The 19,589-nt window shown below is 63.6% G+C and carries 15 protein-coding genes; 3 read left to right on the top strand and 12 right to left on the bottom strand.

Annotation, left to right across the window (positions count from 1 at the left end):
- The first annotated feature begins 91 nt into the window (after positions 1-91).
- Both GGR38_RS18215 and GGR38_RS18210 read left to right on the top strand, forming a co-directional pair.
- Positions 92-619, top strand: coding sequence for a DUF3237 domain-containing protein (locus GGR38_RS18215; protein ID WP_183627575.1), 528 nt, complete (start codon positions 92-94; stop codon positions 617-619).
- Positions 606-1,955, top strand: coding sequence for an MmgE/PrpD family protein (locus tag GGR38_RS18210; protein WP_183627574.1), 1,350 nt, complete (start codon positions 606-608; stop codon positions 1,953-1,955). The genes GGR38_RS18215 and GGR38_RS18210 overlap by 14 nt, the downstream gene beginning before the upstream one ends.
- Here the strand turns inward: GGR38_RS18210 and GGR38_RS18205 are convergent.
- Genes GGR38_RS18205 through GGR38_RS18185 form a run of 5 tightly spaced genes read right to left on the bottom strand, consistent with a single transcriptional unit; the run spans position 1,952 to position 8,885 of the window.
- On the bottom strand, positions 1,952-2,719 hold the full coding sequence (locus GGR38_RS18205; RefSeq protein ID WP_183627573.1) for a hypothetical protein: 768 nt from the start codon (positions 2,717-2,719) through the stop codon (positions 1,952-1,954). The genes GGR38_RS18210 and GGR38_RS18205 overlap by 4 nt on opposite strands.
- The gene (locus GGR38_RS18200; RefSeq protein ID WP_183627572.1) at positions 2,719-4,206 is read right to left on the bottom strand and encodes a hypothetical protein; all 1,488 of its coding nucleotides are present in this window, start codon (positions 4,204-4,206) and stop codon (positions 2,719-2,721) included. Before GGR38_RS18200 ends, GGR38_RS18205 begins: the two co-directional genes overlap by 1 nt.
- A gap of 19 nt (positions 4,207-4,225) precedes the next feature.
- Positions 4,226-6,388: a TonB-dependent receptor gene (locus GGR38_RS18195; protein ID WP_183627571.1), complete on the bottom strand. Its 2,163-nt coding sequence runs from the start codon at positions 6,386-6,388 to the stop codon at positions 4,226-4,228.
- Between the two features lie 53 nt (positions 6,389-6,441).
- A complete protein-coding gene (locus GGR38_RS18190; RefSeq protein WP_183627570.1) occupies positions 6,442-7,605 on the bottom strand; it encodes a Bcr/CflA family efflux MFS transporter in 1,164 nt (387 codons plus the stop codon).
- The gene (locus GGR38_RS18185; RefSeq protein WP_183627569.1) at positions 7,602-8,885 is read right to left on the bottom strand and encodes an MFS transporter; all 1,284 of its coding nucleotides are present in this window, start codon (positions 8,883-8,885) and stop codon (positions 7,602-7,604) included. Before GGR38_RS18185 ends, GGR38_RS18190 begins: the two co-directional genes overlap by 4 nt.
- Positions 8,886-9,002: 117 nt before the next feature.
- Here GGR38_RS18185 and GGR38_RS18180 point away from each other — a divergent pair, with 117 nt between their 5' ends.
- The gene (locus tag GGR38_RS18180) at positions 9,003-10,004 is read left to right on the top strand and encodes a LacI family DNA-binding transcriptional regulator (protein WP_183627568.1); all 1,002 of its coding nucleotides are present in this window, start codon (positions 9,003-9,005) and stop codon (positions 10,002-10,004) included.
- On the opposite strand, the gene GGR38_RS18175 is transcribed toward GGR38_RS18180, so the two are convergent.
- From GGR38_RS18175 to GGR38_RS18145, 7 genes are all read right to left on the bottom strand, one after another.
- Positions 10,001-10,396 (bottom strand): VOC family protein, encoded by a 396-nt coding sequence (locus tag GGR38_RS18175; protein WP_183627567.1) that lies wholly within the window; start codon positions 10,394-10,396, stop codon positions 10,001-10,003. The two genes, GGR38_RS18180 and GGR38_RS18175, sit on opposite strands and share 4 nt — an antisense overlap.
- Before the next feature lie 11 nt (positions 10,397-10,407).
- Positions 10,408-12,057 (bottom strand): carboxylesterase/lipase family protein, encoded by a 1,650-nt coding sequence (locus GGR38_RS18170; protein ID WP_183627566.1) that lies wholly within the window; start codon positions 12,055-12,057, stop codon positions 10,408-10,410.
- Between the two features lie 38 nt (positions 12,058-12,095).
- Complete coding sequence (locus GGR38_RS18165; RefSeq protein ID WP_183627565.1) at positions 12,096-13,961, bottom strand: bifunctional sugar phosphate isomerase/epimerase/4-hydroxyphenylpyruvate dioxygenase family protein; 1,866 nt, start codon at positions 13,959-13,961, stop codon at positions 12,096-12,098.
- Positions 13,962-13,974: 13 nt separating this feature from the next.
- Entirely contained in the window at positions 13,975-14,883 is a 909-nt protein-coding gene (locus GGR38_RS18160) for a shikimate dehydrogenase (protein ID WP_246404929.1), read from the bottom strand.
- Positions 14,884-14,941: 58 nt separating this feature from the next.
- Entirely contained in the window at positions 14,942-17,734 is a 2,793-nt protein-coding gene (locus tag GGR38_RS18155; RefSeq protein ID WP_183627564.1) for a TonB-dependent receptor domain-containing protein, read from the bottom strand.
- A 98-nt stretch (positions 17,735-17,832) separates the two neighbouring features.
- Positions 17,833-19,095 (bottom strand): MFS transporter, encoded by a 1,263-nt coding sequence (locus GGR38_RS18150; RefSeq protein WP_183627563.1) that lies wholly within the window; start codon positions 19,093-19,095, stop codon positions 17,833-17,835.
- Entirely contained in the window at positions 19,092-19,541 is a 450-nt protein-coding gene (locus GGR38_RS18145) for a type II 3-dehydroquinate dehydratase (protein WP_183627562.1), read from the bottom strand. Before GGR38_RS18145 ends, GGR38_RS18150 begins: the two co-directional genes overlap by 4 nt.
- Positions 19,542-19,589: the final 48 nt, after the last annotated feature.

Below are 19,589 nucleotides of genomic sequence, written 5' to 3'. Positions count from 1 at the left end.
ATGGCCGCTTCGGCGGGCGTCAGGGCATCGACAGCTTCACCGAAACACGCTGGATCACGGTCGAAACCCAAGACGGGCATTTCCCGATCTGATGCGCAAGGGTTTGATTGCGGCGGGCCTTGGGCTCGCCGCTTCGCCTGCACTGGCTCAGGCGCCTGCCGCGCCCGCGCCAACGCTCGATTATGCGTTCACCGCGCGCATCACCCTTGCCGCTCCGGTTGAGCAGGGTGAGGTGACCGGTGGCCGCAAGCGCTTTATCGCCATCACCGGCGGCACGGTCGATGGGCCGATGCTGAAGGGCACGGTCCTGCCCGGCGGCGGCGATTGGCAGACCATCATGCCCGGCGGCCTGACCAAGGTTGAGGCGCGCTATTTCATGAAAAGCGCCGATGGCACGGTGATCGAGATCACCAACCCCGGCGTGCGCGTGGCCAGCCCCGAAGTGACCGAGAAGCTGGCCAAGGGCGAAAAGGTTGATCCGTCAGCCTATTATTTCCGCACCACGCCGCGTTTCGATGTGAAGGCGGGGCCGCAGGAATGGCTGGCGCGTTCGGCCTTTGTCGCGCGGGGCATTCGCATGCCGGACCATGTCGTCATCGACTTCTATGTCGTGCGATAAGGGGCTGTCGGACCGGCTTTCCGCCTTTGTTGCGGATTGCCGGTTTGACGATCTGCCGCCTGCCACGGTGCGCTCTGCGCGCTGGGTGCTGCTCGATGCCTTGGGTGTGATGCTGGGGGCCAGCGGCATGGCGGGCGAGGTGGCCCCCTTTGTCCGTGTGGCGGCGGGCGATGGGCCTTGCCGCATCCTTGGCATGGGCATGAGCGCAACCGCCCCGATGGCCGCGCTGGCCAATGGGGCGATGGCCCATGCGCTCGATTATGAGGATGCGCTGGATGGCGCGCCGATCCATCCCAATGCCAGCCTAGTTCCTACGCTGCTTGCCTTGGCGCAGGCCGAAGGGGGCGTCGATGGGCGGCGTTTTCTGACCGCGCTGGTGGTGGGGTGCGATGTCGGGTGCCGGATGGCGATGGCGCTGCGGCAACGGATGGAGGTGGGCGGGTGGTATCCGCCGCCGATCCTCGCCGGGTTTGGCGCGGTGGCGGGGGCGGCATCCTTGCTGGGCCTTTCTGAGCGCCAAGTGCGCGATGCCTTCTCGCTGATGCTGTGTCAGAATGTGATGCCCGGCGAGATCAAGCATTCCCAAGGCACTGTGATCCGCGCCGTGCGCGAAGGCTTTCCGGCGCAGGCAGCGGTGCTGTCCGCCTTGCTAGCGCGCGAGGGCGTGGCCGGGTTTGAGGAGCCTTTGGAAGGCAAGGGGGGCTTTTACGCGCTCTATGCCGGGGGGCGGTATGATACGGGCGATCTGCTCGACGGGTTGGGGCAGGGGTTCTGGATCGAGGCTCTGACTTTCAAGCGCTGGCCTTCGTGTCGCGGCACCCATGCGATGATCGAGATGGCGCGGGCGATGCAGGTTGCTCCGCAAGATATTGCGCGCATTGAGGTGGGCGTGGATGCGATCCAGACCATGCTGTGCGAACCTTTGGCGCGTAAACAGGCGCCGGCCACGGCGATTGATGCCAAGTTTTCGATCCCCTTTACGCTGGCGCTGGCGCTGGTGCGGGGTGATGTGGGGCTGGATGATTTCGATGCGGCTTCGCTGGCCGATCCGGCGGTGCTGGCCATGGCGGCGAAGGTTGCGCCGCATGTGCTTGAGGATGCCGATTGGCATGGCGCGGGCGGGCATCTGACGCTGCATCTGCATGATGCGCGCAGCATCAGCGCGCAGCAGGAGGACGCCTTGGGATGCCCAGCGCGGCCTTTGGGGCAGGAGGCGCTGGTGGCCAAATTCATCGACGGCGCGGCGCGGGCGAAAGTGCCGCCTGCCGATCCGCAAGGGCTAGCGCTGGCGATCCTTTCGCTGGAGAATTGCCCGGATGTTGGGGCGCTGCTTTAAAACAGCGCCCTGATTTCCACGCGGCGGCGGGACTGGCTGGGCAATCGGTCGGCATCTTTGTCCGCCGTTTCGCTGCCGCTGGTGTCGGCGGCGGTTTCGATTGCCATGCCCGGCATCAGGCGGCGCAGCGTTTCGGCAATCGTCTCGGCGCGCAGGGCGGCCAGATCCGCCGGTTCGGCCATGGACCGCCCCGAGATCACCTCTGGCTGTGTCGCGGCAAAGCCGGTGACGATCAGCTTTTTGGGATGCGCGGCATTGATCCAGTTGCTGGCCTGCTCGATCAGGTAATCGCTGTATTGATAGACGAGGAAGTCATTGCCGAATTCGAAATAAACCGGAAACACGCGCTCGGCATAGGGGCCGGGGGGCACCGGGCGCGCCACCGATGAAGGCGTGATATTGCGCTTGGGCAGCACGAAGCGGCGGCCCGGAAAACCCTCTGCAGGCAGCATATGGCGGGTGCAGGGCGTGTCATACAAGCGACTGGTGCGCACGGCATCCAGCACCGTGCCGCCGCAGGGCGTGGACGGCGCGGCGGAGACGATCCCTTCCACCATCACCGCATAGTTCCAGTCGGGCTTATGCGGGCTGAGCGAGACGTCATAGCGCAGGCCGGTGGCCGGATCGTCGGAGAGCCAGCAGCCCGATTTCTTGCCGCTGTCGGTATCGCGATAAATGGGGCAGGCGATGAAGCGGACGGTTTCAGCCGCAGCAGCCGACAAAGGCGCAACCAGCGCGGCGGCGGTGAGGAAAAAGCGAAACATCACAACGCACTCATCATATTGGTGAGATCCTGCTTTTCCTGCTCGGTATAGCCGATGTTGTAGCGGCGGTCGTAATAATCGACGATGCCGCGCAGGTCCTTGGCCAGACCATTGGAGAAATAGGGCGCACGGGCGGCGAGCCCACGCATGGATTGCAGCGTGATCTTGCCCACGTCGGCGCAGCGGCCCGTGGTCATCGCAAAGCCGGGGTCCATCGTGTAAATCACGCGGCCATAATGGGGATGCGGCGTCTTGAGGCACGTGATGCGGAACAGCGGCAGATCGCGCCACGGGTCGGCAAAGGGCATGGTGGTCGTGCCCAGATCGACCTGGCCGGGGGCCACGTCATTGCCCATCTGACTCATATTATGGCAAAAAACGCAGGAGTTGCGCACCGGATTGCCAAAGCCGATGCGCGAATTGATCCCCGCCGTATCGGTGATCAGGAACATCTTGTCGCGAAACACCCGCGCCCCGCGCGCCACCGATTGGCGGAAGGCCAGTTGCTCGGGCGTCAGCACCTTGGCGTCCTCGGGGCTGATCTTCTCCCATTTGGCGAACTCGCTCCACACCGGGATGCCGATGCTGCCCAGCGCGCCGGGCTGTGAGTTTTTCAGCTTCATCGGCCCGCCCTCGGCGCCCATGCTGTCGAGCGCGCCCGCCTGTTTGCTGACCTGCTGGGCGGTATAGACGCGCATTTCAAAGTCGCGGATCTGGGCGATCTGCTTGGCGTTTAACCCTCGCGCGAATTGCAGGTGGCCGTGGGCTGCATCCTCCATCTGTATTCGCAAATTGCCCGCGCGATTGTCGCCCATGATATTGCCCGACATCATCGAGCCATCATCAGGATCGCGGGGCAGGGCAAAACCCTGTTTGGGATCGAAGGGAAAACCGACCGCCAGCAGATATTTCATATTCGCCACGGGCCGCGCCCGCCGATAGACCGAGATATTGCCCGCATCCGGCCCGTAATTCGGCCCCGAATTGCAGCCATTGGGATCGCGCATCACCTCAATGGTGAAATCGGGCGTGACGGGCCGCCCGTTCCATTGCCGCACCGGCCAGGGCAGTTGGATGCGGAACAGCCCCCGCTCGATCAGCAGCGAATGGGATTCCCGCTTGTCCTGCGGCAGGCTGGGGCAATTGGCGCCGTCGATGGCGGCGAACAGGGGGTCTTTGCCCCGCGTCTTGTCCCATCTGTCGCGCGCGCTGGCCGCCGACAGGCTCATCGCATCGGAGGGCTGGTGACAGGTGACGCATGCGCGGCCATTGGCGCCAAGGGGCTCAAAGAAAGGATGCCCCTTGGTCGCCACCGGCCCGCCATCGACCAGCACGCGCAAGGTGCCCTGATCGTTGGCATAATCGAGGCTGGCGGGGAAAACGCGCCCTTCGCCCGGCGCCCACCAACGTTCTGGCGCTGCGGCGCCCAATTGGCCAAACACCGCCGCCGCCGCGACACCGGCCACCATCAGGCTGATCTTGCGCATATCCCCGCTTCCTTTTGAATTACTTGCCGAACATGGCTTTCAGACGAACGCCCCAAGTGCGCGGCGCGCCATAGATGATCCCGCCATCCGCGCTGGACGAATTCTGGATCTGCGAAGCGATGTAGAGCTTGTTCGTCAGGTTCTGGACAAAGGCCTCGACCTGCCAGCCATGGTGGAAGTCCAGCGTTACCCGCGCATCAAGCAGGTCGCGCCCCGGCACCAACGTGTTGATGCTGGGGAAGGGGGTGGCGTTCTGGCTGGAGACATGGCTCCATTGCAGGCGCGGCGTGGCGGTGATGTCGCCGCCCAGCGGAATGGCATATTGGATGCCGCCATTCAGCGTCAGCTTGGGCGAGAAGGGCAGGTTGCGCCCCTGCGGCACAAAGCGCAGGTTGGTGGGGCAACCGGCATCGGTTCCGGCGGCATTGGTGTCGGAAATGCACGCCGCATTGCTGAATTGCGCGTCCAGAATGCCCGCCCCCATATTCAGCCCCAGACCGCCAAACTGGCCGGTCACTTCCAGTTCGGCCCCCTTGGCATGGCCGCCCAGCGCGTTTTGCGTGACGGGCAATCCGCCGACCAGGCTGGAGAGCTGAATGTCCTTGTAAACCGAATAGAACACATCGCCATTGACCCGCAGATGGCGGTCGAGGAACTGGGTCTTGAAGCCCGCCTCATAGACGAAATTGCGCTCCGGCATGAAGTTGGGCGTGTTGGGCGTCAGGTTGACGCCGCCCGCCTTGTAACCCTTCGAGGCTGAGGCATAGAGCAGACCGTCGCGGCCCAGATGATAATTCACCCCCACCTTGCCGGTAAGCTGGCTGGTCGAAATCGAGGAGGTGAAGGGCAGGGTAAAACCGGCCCCCGGTACGGCAAAGCGGGTATAGACCTGACTGTCCCAGCTATAGCGTCCGCCGACCACCAGTTCGAGCTTGTCGTTGAAATGATAATTGATCTGGCCAAAACCGGAATAGGTGGTGTTCTTGGCGGTGGTGATGATCGTGCTGGTGCTGCTGACAAAATCGCGCACATTGTTATTGTCGCGCAGCAGCGTGACCGGCACCTTTTCATCCATAAAGAACGCGCCGACCACCCATTGCAGCGGGCCTTTGTCGGTCGACAGCAGGTTGAATTCCTGAATGAAGGTCTGGAACTGGGTGCTCGACTGGCTGACGCGGCCGACATTGCCTGCGGGCGGGCGCGGGGCGGCCGTCGCGGTGCGGTCGCCATCAGTTTGGTCCAGCGTCTTGCCGTCCTGCCAAGAGGTCAGCGTGCGGAACTGCACCCGATCGGTCAGATCGACGCGGGCATCCATCGCCAGACGATAGCCGTGCTGGTTGAGATAGGAGCGAGCATCCTCCTCGATCTGGAACGGGTTGCTGGTGACGGCATCATTGCGGTTCTTCACAGCAATATTGTCGCTGCGCGAATTGAAATATTCGGCGCGCAGGTTGAGGTCCAGCGTGCCGTCCATCCCGCGCACGCGCAGATTGCCGCGCACCGCGTCCATCTTCAGATTGCCGGGCTGGCTCTGCGCATTGGCGGCGATGTTCTTGGTATAGCTGTCGTGCTCTTCATGCACATAGGCCAGACGCAGGGCAACATTTTCGCCGCCGATATTGGCCGCCGTTTCCGCGCGATAGCGGCCATAATTGCCCGCCGTCAGATTGGCCATGGCCGAGAGCGAGTCAAATTGCGGCTTGGGCGTGCGGACATAGATCGCCCCGCCGGTCGAATTTTGCCCGGTCAGCGTGCCCTGCGGCCCGCGCAGAACCTCGATGGAAGCGATGTCATAAAAGCTCATGCCGATGAATTGCTCATGCGGGATCAGCTGGCCATCGATGTAATAGGCAACGCCGGGGTTCGAGGTGGGCGCGCTTTGCGCAATGCCCACGCCGCGAATGTTGACGAAGGTCGAGCGGTTGACCGTGTTGATCGCAATCGAAGGCGCAACCTGCTGAATATCGGCCAGATTGCCCACGCCCTTGCGTTGCAGATCCTCTGCGCTGAGTACCGTGGCTGAGATTGGAACCTGCTGCAGGCTCTGCTCGCGGCGCTCGGCGGTGACGACAATGTCGGCTAATCCGGTGTCCTTGGGCGCGGTTTGCGCCAAAACAGGCGTGGCGGCGCTGGCCAGCAAAAGTGCGAAGATGGGCGCGTGGCGCCGACGAAACTGGATCATGACATCCTCCCTTTATCTCTTTGCCGGATATTTATGAAAGGGCTTGCATAATGTCAAGATTGTTCTGCCTCATACGCTTTTGCCGCTCTTGATCCCCGCCATCCCGCGCATGCGCAGACCGCCGCCGTGGCCAGCATCGCCAGCGCCAGACGCCATGAGGACATCGGCGCGATCAGCCCCAGCGCCAGCGTTGCCCCCGCGCTGGCCAGCATTTGCGTGGCGCCCGCGATGCTGGTGGCGGTGCCTGCCATGCTTTCCTCGGCAAAGACGATGATGGCCATGGCCGATGGCCCGGCCACCCCCGCGCCCAGCCCCACCAGCACAATCGGCCCGATCAGCGCGGCGGGCGAATGCAGCCCCATTCCCGCCAGCAAACCCGCCCCGCAGGCCCCGGCAAAGATCAGCCCCGTCCCGATTCCCAGCCCATAGCCCCCGCGCGACACATGTCGCACCATCCGGGTGCCCCCAATCGAGGCAGCGGCCACGACCAGCAGCGCAATCCCGATCCGGCGCGGATCAAGCCCTTCATCGCGCAGCAAAAAGGGCGCAGAGGCAAGGAACATATACAAAGTGCTGCTGGCCGAGGCCATGGCCAACGTGGCCAGCGTAAAGCGCGCATTGCCCAGCAAACGTCCCAGATCGGGCGCGGCCTTGGCCGTGGAGGTCTCGCGCGCGGCATGCGGCAATCGCGGCCCCACCAGCGCCAGAACCCCCAGCGCCACCACCGCCAGCACCGCAGGTATCGTGCGCCACCCCGCCAGCGCGGTCAGAAACCCGCCCACAACCGGCGCCAGAGCGGGCGAGATCAGCACGATGGTCATCAGCGTGGCCTGCCGCGCGGCAGCCTCTTCGCGCCCGAACAGATCGCCTACCATCACGCGCGCCGTCACCACGCCCGCCGCGCCGCCCGCCGCCTGCAACGCGCGCGCGGCCAGCAGCATCGGCAGAGACCCGGCCAACGCGCAGCCCAGCGCCCCCAGCCCATAAAGCGCCAGACCGCAGAGCAGGACCGGCCTGCGCCCCAGCCGGTCGACCGCAGGCCCGGCCACCAGTTGCGCCGCACCAAGGCCGATCATGTAGATGCTGATCGCCAGTTGCGCGCCATGGGGATCGGTGGCGAAATCAGCGGCCAGTTGGGGCAGGGCAGGGACCAGCATATGGATCGCCATCGAGCCCAGCGCCGCCACCATGGCCAGCGCCAGCATCGTACCGTTCATGCCGCGCGCGCCATCTGGCGCCGCGCCAGTATCACCAGCCCGGCGCACATCACCGCAAGCCCCAATAACAGCAAGGTCGGCGGCAGGAACGAGCCGGTCGTCTGCTTCAAAACGCCCATCAGCGGCGGCACTGTCGCGCCCGCAAGGCTGCCTGCCATGTTGATGACGACAATGCCCATGGCCAGACCCTGCGGCGCCAGCATCCGCGTGGGGATCGCCCAGAAAGCCGCTACCGTGCAGCCCGTGCACGCCCCGCCAAGGATCAGGCACAAAAGCCCCGCCGCCCCCGCGCCCAGACACCATGCGCAGACCAGCAAGACCCCGCCCAGCAGCGCCGGGATCGCCACATGCAGGAACCTTTCCCCCGTGCGGTCTGAATGGCGGGCGTTGAGGATCAGGCCAATCGCGCTGGCCGCATTGGGCAGGGCGACGACGATGCCCGTCTGCGTCGAGGTGAGATTGCCCATGCCTTTGACCACCTGGGGCAGCCAGAACATGATGCCGTAATTGCTGGCCAGAATGCAGAACCAGATGGCCGCGCAGGTCCAGCCCACTTTGCTGCGCAGCACTGCCCAGCGTTCGCCGCCGCCGGGGGCCTTTTGCGCGCCGCGTACATTGGCGCTGATCCATGCGCGCTGTTCGCCATCCAGCCAGCGCGCATGATCCGGCGTATCGGGGAACCACAGATAGGCGAAAATCGCCAAGGCTAACGCGGGGATTGCCTCGGCGATGAACATCATTCGCCACGGCGTGATGCCCCATGGATTGGTCCAATCGAGCAGCTGGCCCGACACCGGCGCGCCGATCACCTGCGCCACGTTGATCGACATGATCGGGATCGCCAGAATGGCCGCGCGGTGCCGCTCGCTGGCCCAGAGGCTGAGATAGAGCATCAGGCCCGAGGACAGGCCCCCTTCGGCAAAACCGATGGCGATGCGCAGCGCATAAAGCTGGCCATTGGTGTGGACCAGCGCCATCGAGGCCGAGCAAATCCCCCAGATTGCCGTGATCGAGGCCAGCCAGCGGTGCATGCCAATGGCCTCATACAGCAGCACGCTGGGATATTTGGCCAGCATATAGCCGATGAACAAAACCCCTGCGCCAAACCCATATTGCGCGGGCGAAAGGCCCAGATCATTGTTCATGGTCAGCGCGGCAAAGGCGACATTGGTACGGTCTATCGCCCCGATCAGGATATAGAGCGCGCAGGGCACCACCAGCCGCGCGATGACCTTGGCGCTGATGGTCTGTTCCAGCGCGCTGTTGGTGGATTGTTTCATCTTCTCTCCCCAATGGTTTTGTCGTGATTGATAGCGCTTGCATTACCTCACGTCGAGCCTCTTTGCGTCCATCATGCCTGCTTGTGAGAGGCGGTGCGCCCGGCTAAGTGTAAGCGCATGAACGAGCCTTCCACCCGCAATCCCACGCTGGATGATGTTGCCGCGCTGGCATCGGTTTCCACCGCCACGGTCAGCCGCTATCTCAACAACCCCAAGGTTGTGGCTGCCGCCACGGCCGAACGTATCCGCGAGGCGATTGCCCAGACCGGCTATATTCCCAATATGCTGGCGGGCGGGCTGGCTTCGTCGAAATCGAAGATGGTGTCGGTGCTGATCCCGCATCTGACGGATTCGATCTTTAACGATACGATCCAGACCATGGCCGAGGAACTGGCCGGCGCGGGAACCACGGTGATGCTGGGCCTGACCGGCGTGGCGCCCGAGCGGACCGACGAGATGATTTTGGCGGCGATGGGGCGGCGGGTCGATGCGATCATTTCCACCGCGCCGCTGGGGCCGCAGACGCGCGAATTGGTCGAGCGTTTTCCCGGCCTGTTCATCCAGATCTGGGAATTGCCCGAGGACCCGCCGGGGATCGCGGTGGGTTTTTCGCACCGCGATGTCGGGCGCGATGTGGCGCGGTTTCTGCAAACGCGGGGCTATCGCCGCCCCTTGCTGGTGACCGCCGAGGGGACGCGAGCACGCATCCGTTCCGATGGTTTCGTCGAGGAATGGCAGGCGCTTGGCGGTGGCGACGTGGCGCAGGCGCAGGTCGATATTCCCTCGCGCTTTGGCCATGCGCGGCGGATCTTTGCCGATATGCGGCGGATGGCGGAATTGCCCGATGTGGTTGTCTGCGGCTCGGACTATCTGGCGCAGGGCCTGATCGTCGAGGCGCAGGCGGCGGGGCTGCGCGTGCCGGACCAACTGGCGGTGATGGGCTTTGGCAATTCGGCGCTGGCGGGCGCGATGCGGCCCACGATCACCACGGTGGACATTGACGGATCACGCATTGCCCGCGAGGCGATTGCCGCGATCCGCCACCATGCCACCGGCGCGCCGCCGATTGCGCGCAGCATCGACGTCGGCTTCCGCCTGATCGAGCGGGAAAGCGCTTAAATTTCTGCGAATTGCAGCTCGATCTTCACCCCATTGGGGTCGAGCAGGTTGAGCTGCGTCACGTCCCGCCCCTGCAGGCGCGCCTCGCGAAATTCCACGCCCTGCGCGTTCAAATGCGCGCGCCACTGCGCCAGTCCGGAGCAGGACAGCGCGAAATGGTCGAGACGGCTTTTGACGCCCGCCTCGGCCACCACCTCATCCCCGGTCGGCCCGTTCACATGGATCATCGGCACGCCATCGGCATAGAGCCAAAGGTTCTGCGGCCGCCCGTGGACCGAGCCTGCCGGGCCGCGCTTCATACCGAGGCAGTCCTCGTAAAAGCGCAGAGTTTCCTCGAACAGAGGCGTGCGGATATTGATATGGTCGATCTTCAAAATCCGCATCGCCATCATGTCCTTATGCTTTAGTCACGGGGCCGCGACAGTCGGGGCGGCTGGGCCGAGGCAGCGGGCTTATGCGCGGCCAGCCAAGTCTGTCCAGCCACATTGAGCTTCACCGTCTCCACCTTGTCGCCAAACCAGACCAGCGTGTCATTCTTCGCGCTCCAGGCTTTCCACGGCATGGCGGGCGTATCGGGCGACCCGGTGTTGGCCAGCGCCAGCAGCGCCTCCATCATCTGCTTCGACAGGGTGCGATCCCATTCGGTCCACTGGCGGGTGGGGCGGATGGAATTATAGGCGTCCTGCGTGCCGAACCAATAAGGGATGTCGGCGGTGTGATAGGCGCCCACGGTTGCGGTGTCCTGATCGGCCAGTTTGACGCCCGGAATATAGGGATGGCGGCGGGCATATTCGTCGATAAACACATTCACGCCCTGCGCCGCTGTATCGACCGCGCAGGCGCGGGCCGAGGCGGCCAGATTGGCGTCCTGCGCGGCGCGGCGGGCGGCGCTGCGCACATCGGCGTCGGTCTTGGCCGGATAGAGTTTCAGGAAGGCCGCAGCATCGGCGCCAAACAGTTTTTGTGCGCCCGCCTGATAATCGGCCACGGTCCGGGCCCCGGTCAGCGCCTCAAAGCCAAAGGCCATGTCATCCTCGTTGAACGAGGCGATCATCGGCACCCTGGCGTAATTGCCGCCGGCCACCGCATCGGCGGCCTGTTGCGGCAGGACCCGGCCATCGACGATCGGCCCATTGATCCGCACGCCCGACACCGACAGGCCCAATTGCGATTCCGATTGCGTGGCCAGAATGCGGTCGGCCGCCATGGCGCGCATTTCGCTCAGGCTTTTTGCGCCCATTTTCTCCTGAAACGCCAGACCGATCTTCTCCGCATCCGCCAGCGTGGGTTTAGCCCCGCGCAGGTTGCAGCCCGAGGACATCACCGCCGCCCGGAACAATCCGCGCGCCGCCGGGGCCAGCACTTGCGCCGCCACCGAGCCTGCGCCCGCCGACTGACCCATGATGACCACCTTGTCCGGGTCGCCGCCGAATTTGGCGATATTGTCGCGTACCCATTGCAGGGCAAGCGTTTGATCCATCAGGCCATAATTGCCCGATGCGCCGCCTTGTTCCTTGGTCAGTTCCGGATGGGCAAGGAAGCCCAAGGCCCCCACGCGATAGTTGAAATTGACGAAAACCGCGCCCGCCTTGGCCATGGCCTCGCCGTCATAATTGGCCATGCCCGAGGAACCGATGGTGAAGCCGCCGCCATAGAGGAACACGACCACAGGGCGCTTTTCGCCCGCCTTGGCATTGGTCCACAGGTTCAGGCTCAGGCAGTCCTCGCCGGTCGCTTCCTCGCCGAAATAGTGGTTGATGTCATGCGGGCGCAGCACCTGAATGCAGGCGGGGCCTTTGCGGTCGGCGTTGAAAATGCCGGTCCAGTGCGACGGCTTGGGCGGCGCCCAGCGCAGGTCGCCGGTGGGCGGTGCGGCAAAGGGCACACCCAGATAGGCCTTGACTCCCGACGCCAGTGCGGTGCCCGCCACGCGGCCGCTGCTGGTTTCCACCGGGTCCGAGGGGATGGGCTGCATTGACCTGTCGGCAGCCTGCAAGGCGCCGGTTCCCAATGCAATCGCTATCATGCTCGCGGCAAAGGCATTGCCCTTCATCACACTCTCTCCTCATTGATGGGAAGGCCGCGCCCGCTTCAGACGAGCGGGTCGCGGTATTTGGCCTGTGCATTGAGACGGATCGGGGCGTTGACGGCGCCATAGCCGTCATAGCCGCGCCGCTCGACCACCTCGAAAAACACGCGCTTGGCCACGGCGCGGGTGTAGAACTGGAAATATTCCGCGTCCCCATCGCGGTCATAGAGGATGTTGAGCCGCTCCATCCGCGCCAGAAGATCGGGATCAAGGGCATATTTCGCCTCCAGATCCTCGTAATAGTTGGGGCCGATATCCAGCATCGGCAGGCCCGCATCGGCCGCTGCCTGGGCTGTGGCAAAAACGTCCTCGCTGGCAAAGGCGATATGTTGCACGCCCGCGCCAAAATAAGCCTGAATGAAGCGCGACGACAGGGATTGCACCGCCATCGAGCCATTGAGCGTAAAGCGCAAAGCCCCATCAGCGGTTTCCACCGCTTGACTGTAAACCAGCCCCATCGGGTCGGCGATCTCAAGCTGGGGCGTCTTTTTCACGTCCAGCAGCGCGTGGTAATAGAGCAGCCAGCTGAGCATTTCCTCATATTGCATCGTCTGGGCAATATGATCGACGCGGCTGAGCAGAGGCTTGGCGGGCGCAGGTTCGACAGCGCGGGGAAATTCATCGGCCCACATCGCCGCGCGCGTATCGGCATCGACCAGATAGAGGAGACTGCCCCCCACGCCGCGCAGGGACGGGATTTCCCATTCATCCGGCCCCACAGGCTGGGCAAAGCGGGGAATGTCCAAAGCCTGTGCGCGGTCAAGCGCCGCCTGTTGATCGGGCACCGCCAGACCAATCGCGCAGACCGAGCCGCCGTGGACCATATCGAAGCTATGCGCCAGACCTTCCGGTTCGGAATTGACGACAAGGTTGATCTGCCCTTGCGCCCAGCGGGTCACGTCCTTGCTGCGATGCCGGCCCACGGGGGCAAAGCCCAGCGCGCGGAACACGCGGGCGAAATCCTCGGCTTCCTCGTGGCTGGCGGCAAATTCGATGAATTCCACGCCCTTGGGCGCAATGCGCGGCGGCATGGGCGAGGGGCGCTTGAGCAAACGCGCCGCCTGATCCTCCAGCAGGCGCAGCGAGCGATGCCCGTCGCGCGCCACCTGATGCGCGCTGCTTGCGCGGAACCGGTCGTTAAAGATCTCAAGGCTCCACCAGCCGTCATAGCCGGTGCGCGCAATCGCGGCGGCCCATTCGGCCAGAGGAAAGTCACCTTGCCCCGGCATGCAGCGGAAATGGCGCGACCAGTTGAGGTAATCCATGTCCAGCATCGGCGCATCGGCCACCTGCACGATGAACAGCTTTTCGGGCCGGATGTCGCCGATGCTGGCCGAGGGAATGCGGCGGGCCAGCGAGTGGAACCCGTCAAGCACAAGACCGATGGCCGGGTGATCCACATCGCGAACCAGCGCCCAACTGTCGCGGTGATCAGCCACATGGCGCCCCCACGCCAGCGCCTCATAGCCCACGCGCTTGCCATGGGCGGCGGCCATCTCGCCCAGCTCGTGGAGATCGTCGAGCATCCGCTGGCGGTCATCCATCGCGTGGGGCGAACAATTGGAACACAGGAGCACCAGATCGGTGCCCAATTGCTCCATCACTTCAAACTTGCGCTTCATCCGCTCGAACGCGCGGGCGCGCAGATCGTCGGGCAGACCCTCCAGATCGCGGAAGGGCTGGAACATCGTGCATTCCACCCCCAGCTCGCGCATCATCGCGCCGATTTCCCGCGCGCTTTCGGGGGCAGAGAGCAGATCGTTCTCGAAAATCTCCGCCCCGCCATAGCCCGCCTCGGCAATCGCGCGCAGCTTGTCGGAGAGGGCCCCGCTGATCGAGACGGTGGCGATAGAAGTCTTGAATGTCATCGCCTTGCCTCCCTCAATTCGCGTCTTGCTCAAATTTGGAGAAACTGTCCCACATCCTTTGCCGGTCGGGGGTCAGGCCAGTGAAGATGCGGAAAGCATCCACCGCCTGACCCACCGCCATGCCCCGCCCGGTCATGGTGCGACACCCGAGGGCCTTTGCCGTTTTCAGCAATGCGGTTTCGAGCGGGAAATAGATGATTTCGGAAACCCAGTGGTGGGGCTGAAGCGCCTGCGCCGCGATGGGCATACCGGGGAATTTGGCCATGCCGATGGGGGTGGCATTCACAATTCCATCCACGCTGGCGGCGGCCTGCGCCGCATCGGGGGCCACGCTGGCGCGTCCCTCGCCATAGGCGGCGGTCAATTGCGCTCGCAGGGCCTCGGCCCGCGCCGGATCGGTATCGGTCAGCACCAGATGCGCCACGCCATTGAGCGAGAGCAGCGCATGAGCCGTGGCCGACCCCGCCCCGCCGCAGCCCAGTTGCAGCACGCGGTCGAGCTTCTCACCGCCCATCCTGTCGCCAAAGGCATGGGCAAAACCGGTGACATCGGTGTTATAGCCAATCCGCCGCCCATCGCGAAACGCCACCGTATTGACTGCGCCAATCGCGGCGGCCTGGGGCGAGAGCTCGTCGAGCAGCGGCACTATGGCCTGCTTGAAGGGAAAGGTCACATTGACCCCGGCAAAGCCGACCCGCTGCACCGCATCGAGCGCGGCGCCCAGTTCATCATCGCCCCATCCGCGGTCGGAAAAATCCAGCAGGGAATAGACCATATGCAGACCCTGCGCCTGCGCCTCGCATTCCTGCATCCAGGGCGTGCGGCTTTCCAGAATGCCGCGCCCCAAAAGTCCGGCCAGCACCCGCCCCTTGCCAATGCCCACCATGGGGGAGGAATGCAGGGCGGGGGCGGCGTCAGTCATTGTATTTCCTATCAAAAAGACCCGCCCCGGAACAGATCCGGGGCGGGGCAGGGGAGGATCAGAATTTGGTCCGCAGACCGATATTGATAACGCGGCCCAGCGGGTTGGCGTTGAGGCCATCATAGCCGACCGCGCCATTGGTGGTGTAGGTGTTCACAAAAGGCGGGGCCTGATCGAGCAGGTTGTTCACGTCCAGATAGAACTGCGCTTCCTTGACCACGCTCAGGTTCTTGAACGTATAGGCAAGGTGCAGATCGACCGTGGTGAAGGGCTTCACATAGTCGCCGCCGCCGGTGGGCACGCCATTGGTGCGCACGATGGGATTGACCACCGAGGAGCCCCAATAGGTGTAGCTGCCCAGATAATTGACAAACACATCGGCGCTGAGCGGGCCCTTGTCATAGCCGATGTTGGCGCGGCCTTCCATCTTCACGCTGGGGAAGGTGGTGTTGAAGCCCGAGGTGCCCAGCACGCTGAACTTGGTGCCGTTGGTGCCGAAATACTGCTCGAACTGCAGCTTGCGGGTGAAGGCGGCGCCGATGTTGAAGCGGCCGACCGGCGTGTCGAAGCGGTAATTGGCCGAAACGTCCAGACCGGCAACATTGAGGTTCAGCGCATTCTGCTGCTGGAAATTATAGCTGTAATAGACCGGGTTGGTGATGACGCCGGTCTGGGGCAGGCCCGCGCCCAGCGCCGCGATCTGGGCCGTGGTGGCGCCGGTGGGATAGAGTTGCAGCAGATAGGACAGATCCGCCGAACCCAGCGCCAGCGGGGCCTGAGGCGCGGTGATGCCGCCGCGCAGCTGGTTCTTCCAATAGGTCACGCTGATGCGCAGACCCGGCACCTGAACCGGGGTGAGATCAACGCCCACGCTCCACGCCGTGCCCTTTTGCGGCTGCAGCTTGCCGTTGCCGCCCGTCACCAGCACGCCATTGGTGCTGCTGCCAAGGGTGCAGGCCGTGGCCGAGCAGGTCACGCCCGGAACCGAGGTGATCGAGGGGAAGTTGGCGATCGAGATCGTGGGCGAACCGCCCGGAATGCCGCTGGGCACGATGCCCGAATAGCCCGACTCGCCCGTCAGACCCGTGCCGTTCGACCCGATCGAGGTCAACGCCGGGGCCACAAAGCTCTTGGCCCAGTTGGCGCGGAACTTGATACCGCGAACGGGTTCAAAGTTCATCGCCAGCTTGGGATTGGTCGTGCTGCCGAAATCGCTGTAATGGTCGTAACGGCCCGAGATATTCAGGTCGAGCAGCTTGATGAAGCTGTCCTTGATGATCGGCACATACAGCTCGCCATAGGCCGATTGGACGTTGCGATTGTAATGGGTGTTGAATGCCTGCGAAGCCTGGCTGGCAATGCCCAGATTGTTGGCGCGGATGTTGTACTGATCCATCTCATAGCCCATCAGCTCGCCGCCGATGGCGATCTTGGCCGGGCCTGCGGGCAGATCGAACAGATCGCCTGAAACCTTTACATAGGCATTGCGCATGAGCTGGCGCGCATATTGGAACTGGCGGTTGTCAACCAGCGCGGACTTGGTGGCCGCCGAGGTGCCGTTGGCCCACAGGTCGATGGCATTGGCGGTGGTCAGCGCCTGCGACACCGATTGCGACACGCCGTTGATCGCGGCCGAGGTAAAGCCGTTAAGCGCGAGGTTGAACACCGAAGCGTTCAACTGACCCACGTTCACCTGCGTCGAGCTGTCCGAGCCATAGACGCCGCCTACGTTGATCTGCCACTTGGGGCTCAGGTCATAGATCGCATCGGCGCGGATCGAGATGTCCTCGGCAGTGCCGGTGATGGTCGCGCCGGGGCCGAACATGCCGTCCGCGTTCCAGTTCGCCGTCATGGTGGAGCCGCTGTAGAACGGATTGATCGAACGGCCGGTGGGCAGCGTGCCGGTAAAGGCGGTGCCATAGACCGTGCCGCTGGCGCTGCCACGCGTTACGTTCTGGACGTTGCGACGGTTCGAATAGATGAAGTCGGCATAGAGATGCAGCTTCTCGCCCACGTCCTTGGTGATCTGGGCATAGACGTTATGGCGCTTTTCCGAAGGGAGCAGATCCCACGATTTCACCGGATCGCAGCCCGTGGCCGTGGTCACGTCATTGCAGCGGGTGGGGGTGAAATTGGTGCCGCCGCGGCTGCGCAGGTCCGCGCTGCTGGCATAGGAACGCGAGGATGCGGCAAGGTTCGAGCGGTCCGAATAGTTGTACGAGACCATCACGCTGCCCGTGTCATAGGTCTGGCCCCAGAGCAGGCCGGCGTTCAGCGAATTGTAACCGCTGGCAAAGCCCTTCTGGACGTTGGCTTCAAAGCCGTTGACCTTCTTGCGGGTGATGAAGTTGATGACGCCCGCCACAGCGTCCGAACCATAAACCGACGATGCGCCATCGGCCAGCACTTCGACCCGCTCCAGCGCCATCGGGGCCAGAATATTGGGGTCGGCCAGCACGTGGTTGATGCCGCTGGTGGGCAGGCGGTGGCCGTTGATCAGCACCAGCGTCGAGTTTGAGGCCGAAGCGCCAAGGCCGTGGATGGTAGGCGCATTGGTGCCCGAACCGTCTGCCGAACCAAAGGCGCCTTGACCCGCGCTTTGCAGGCCGACGACCGAGGGAACGGTCTTGAGGACCTGCTGCACGGTCTGGGCGCCGGTTGCTTCCAGATCGGTGCGGGTCACGGTGACGAGGTTCGAGCCGACCGGGGCCACGCCCTTGATGCTAGAGCCGGTGACGATGATTTCGGCTTCGGGCTTGACTTGGGCCTCTTGGGCATAGGCCGAATGGGCGCTGGCCAGAGCCACGGCAAGCACGGAGCATTGCGCGACGAAACGCATCTTGAATTGCATGATTGTCCCCTCCCAAGGGCGTTGTAATCTGTTTGTGAACTAACTGGTACATACATGAATGGTGGGCGTCAATAGGCCTTGACGCCCACCATCGGTCTTCAGTCGATTTTCACCCGCTCGACCGGCCCCAGCACGATCAGATAGGCCAGCGTACCGATGATCCCCAGCGCGCCGATATAGGCCAGCGCGCCATAAAAGCTGCCCGTGGCGCCCACGGCAAAGCCGACCACCAGCGGGGTGATGATGCCAGCCAGATTGGTGAAAAAGTTGAACAGGCCCGCCGTCAAACCCATCATCTCCTTGGGCGCGACATCGGACAAAAGCGTCCAGCCAAGCCCGGCCAGACCCTGACCGAAGAAGGCCAGACTCATGACGGCGATGACGGCATTGTTGCTGTCCATATAATTGGCCGAAACCATGCTGGCGCACAGCAGGAGGCCCGCGATGATCGGCACCTTGCGGCCAATCGTGGGCGAGCCCGTCGCGCGAATCAGCCAGTCGGAAAACACGCCGCCCAGCATCACCCCCGCCGCCGCCGCAATATAGGGCAGCGAGACCAGCCAGCCCGACTTGATGAAGGTCATGCCGCGTTCCTCGGCCAGATAGGACGGGAACCATGTCAGGAAGAAAACGAGGGTGGAATTCGAGCAGAACTGGCCGATCGAGGCGCCCGCGATCTGGCGCGTGGTGACCAGGCGGCGGACATTGGTCCAGCTGAAAGCGATGGGTGCGGTACCGCCTGAAAAGCCGCCACCGGCCGCAATCAGGTCGATTTCGGCTTGATTCGCATCGCTATCCTGCGGTTCGCGATAGAGGCGGTGGAACAGGAAAGCGAAGGCGATGCCCAGCGCGCCGACCACGAAAAACAGCGAGCGCCAGCCATAATGGGCCAACATCCAGCCCAGCACCGGGATCAGCAGGCCAAGCCCGATATATTCGCCCACGGTATAAACGCCGGTGGCCTTGGCGCGCTCGTTTTGTGGAAACCATGTCGAAAGAACGCGGCTGTTGGCGGGGAAACAGGGCGCCTCGGCCAGACCCAGCGCGAGGCGGGCGGAAACCAGACCCGCCACGCCCGTCGCCAGCCCATGCAGCGCCGTCATTGCCGACCACAGGCCCAGCGAGAGCGCATAGGTCAGTCGCGTGCCGAGGCGATCCAGCACATAGCCGCCCGGAATCTGCGCCAATGCATAGGTCCATGAGAAAGCAGAGAAAATCAGGCCCATGACCTCGGGCGTGATATGCAATTCCTTGACCAGCTCGGGCTTGGCCACGCCCATCACCGAACGGTCGAGATAATTGATCAGCGTGGCCGTGGAGATCAGCGCAAGGACGGTAAGGCGCTTGGTCGTCGGCTTCATTTCGCCCGCTCCCGCGCCCACATCACATGGCGCACGCCAAGGGGGTAACCATTGACGCCAAGGCCCGAGATGATGCCCGTCACCACCTGCGTCATGATCGAGTGGCTGCGCCATTCGGCCTCGCGGCGGTGGATGTTGCTGATGTGGACTTCGACCACCGGGCAATCGACCATTTTGAGCGCGTCGAGGATGGGATAGGCGGCATAGGTGAAGGCGGCGGGGTTGAAGACAATGCCCGCATGGCCACGCCGCGCGGCCTGAATCCAATCGACCGCTTCATGTTCCGCATTGGTTTGTCGAAAGTCGATTCTATAGTCGGTTCCGGCCACTTCGGCCTCACACATCGCTTGCACATCGGCCAGCGTTTCATGGCCATAGATATGCGGTTCGCGCTCGCCCAGCAAATTGAGGTTCGGCCCGTTGAGGACCAGAATCGTGCCACCCATGGCATGTCTCTCCCTTGTTTGGCCTCGGCATAATCGAAAGCGCTTGCC

Source organism: Novosphingobium sediminicola (assembly GCF_014196525.1).
GTDB lineage: Bacteria > Pseudomonadota > Alphaproteobacteria > Sphingomonadales > Sphingomonadaceae > Novosphingobium > Novosphingobium sediminicola.
Note: the sequence above shows the minus strand (reverse complement) of the source record. Positions and strands in the feature narration are given on the sequence as shown.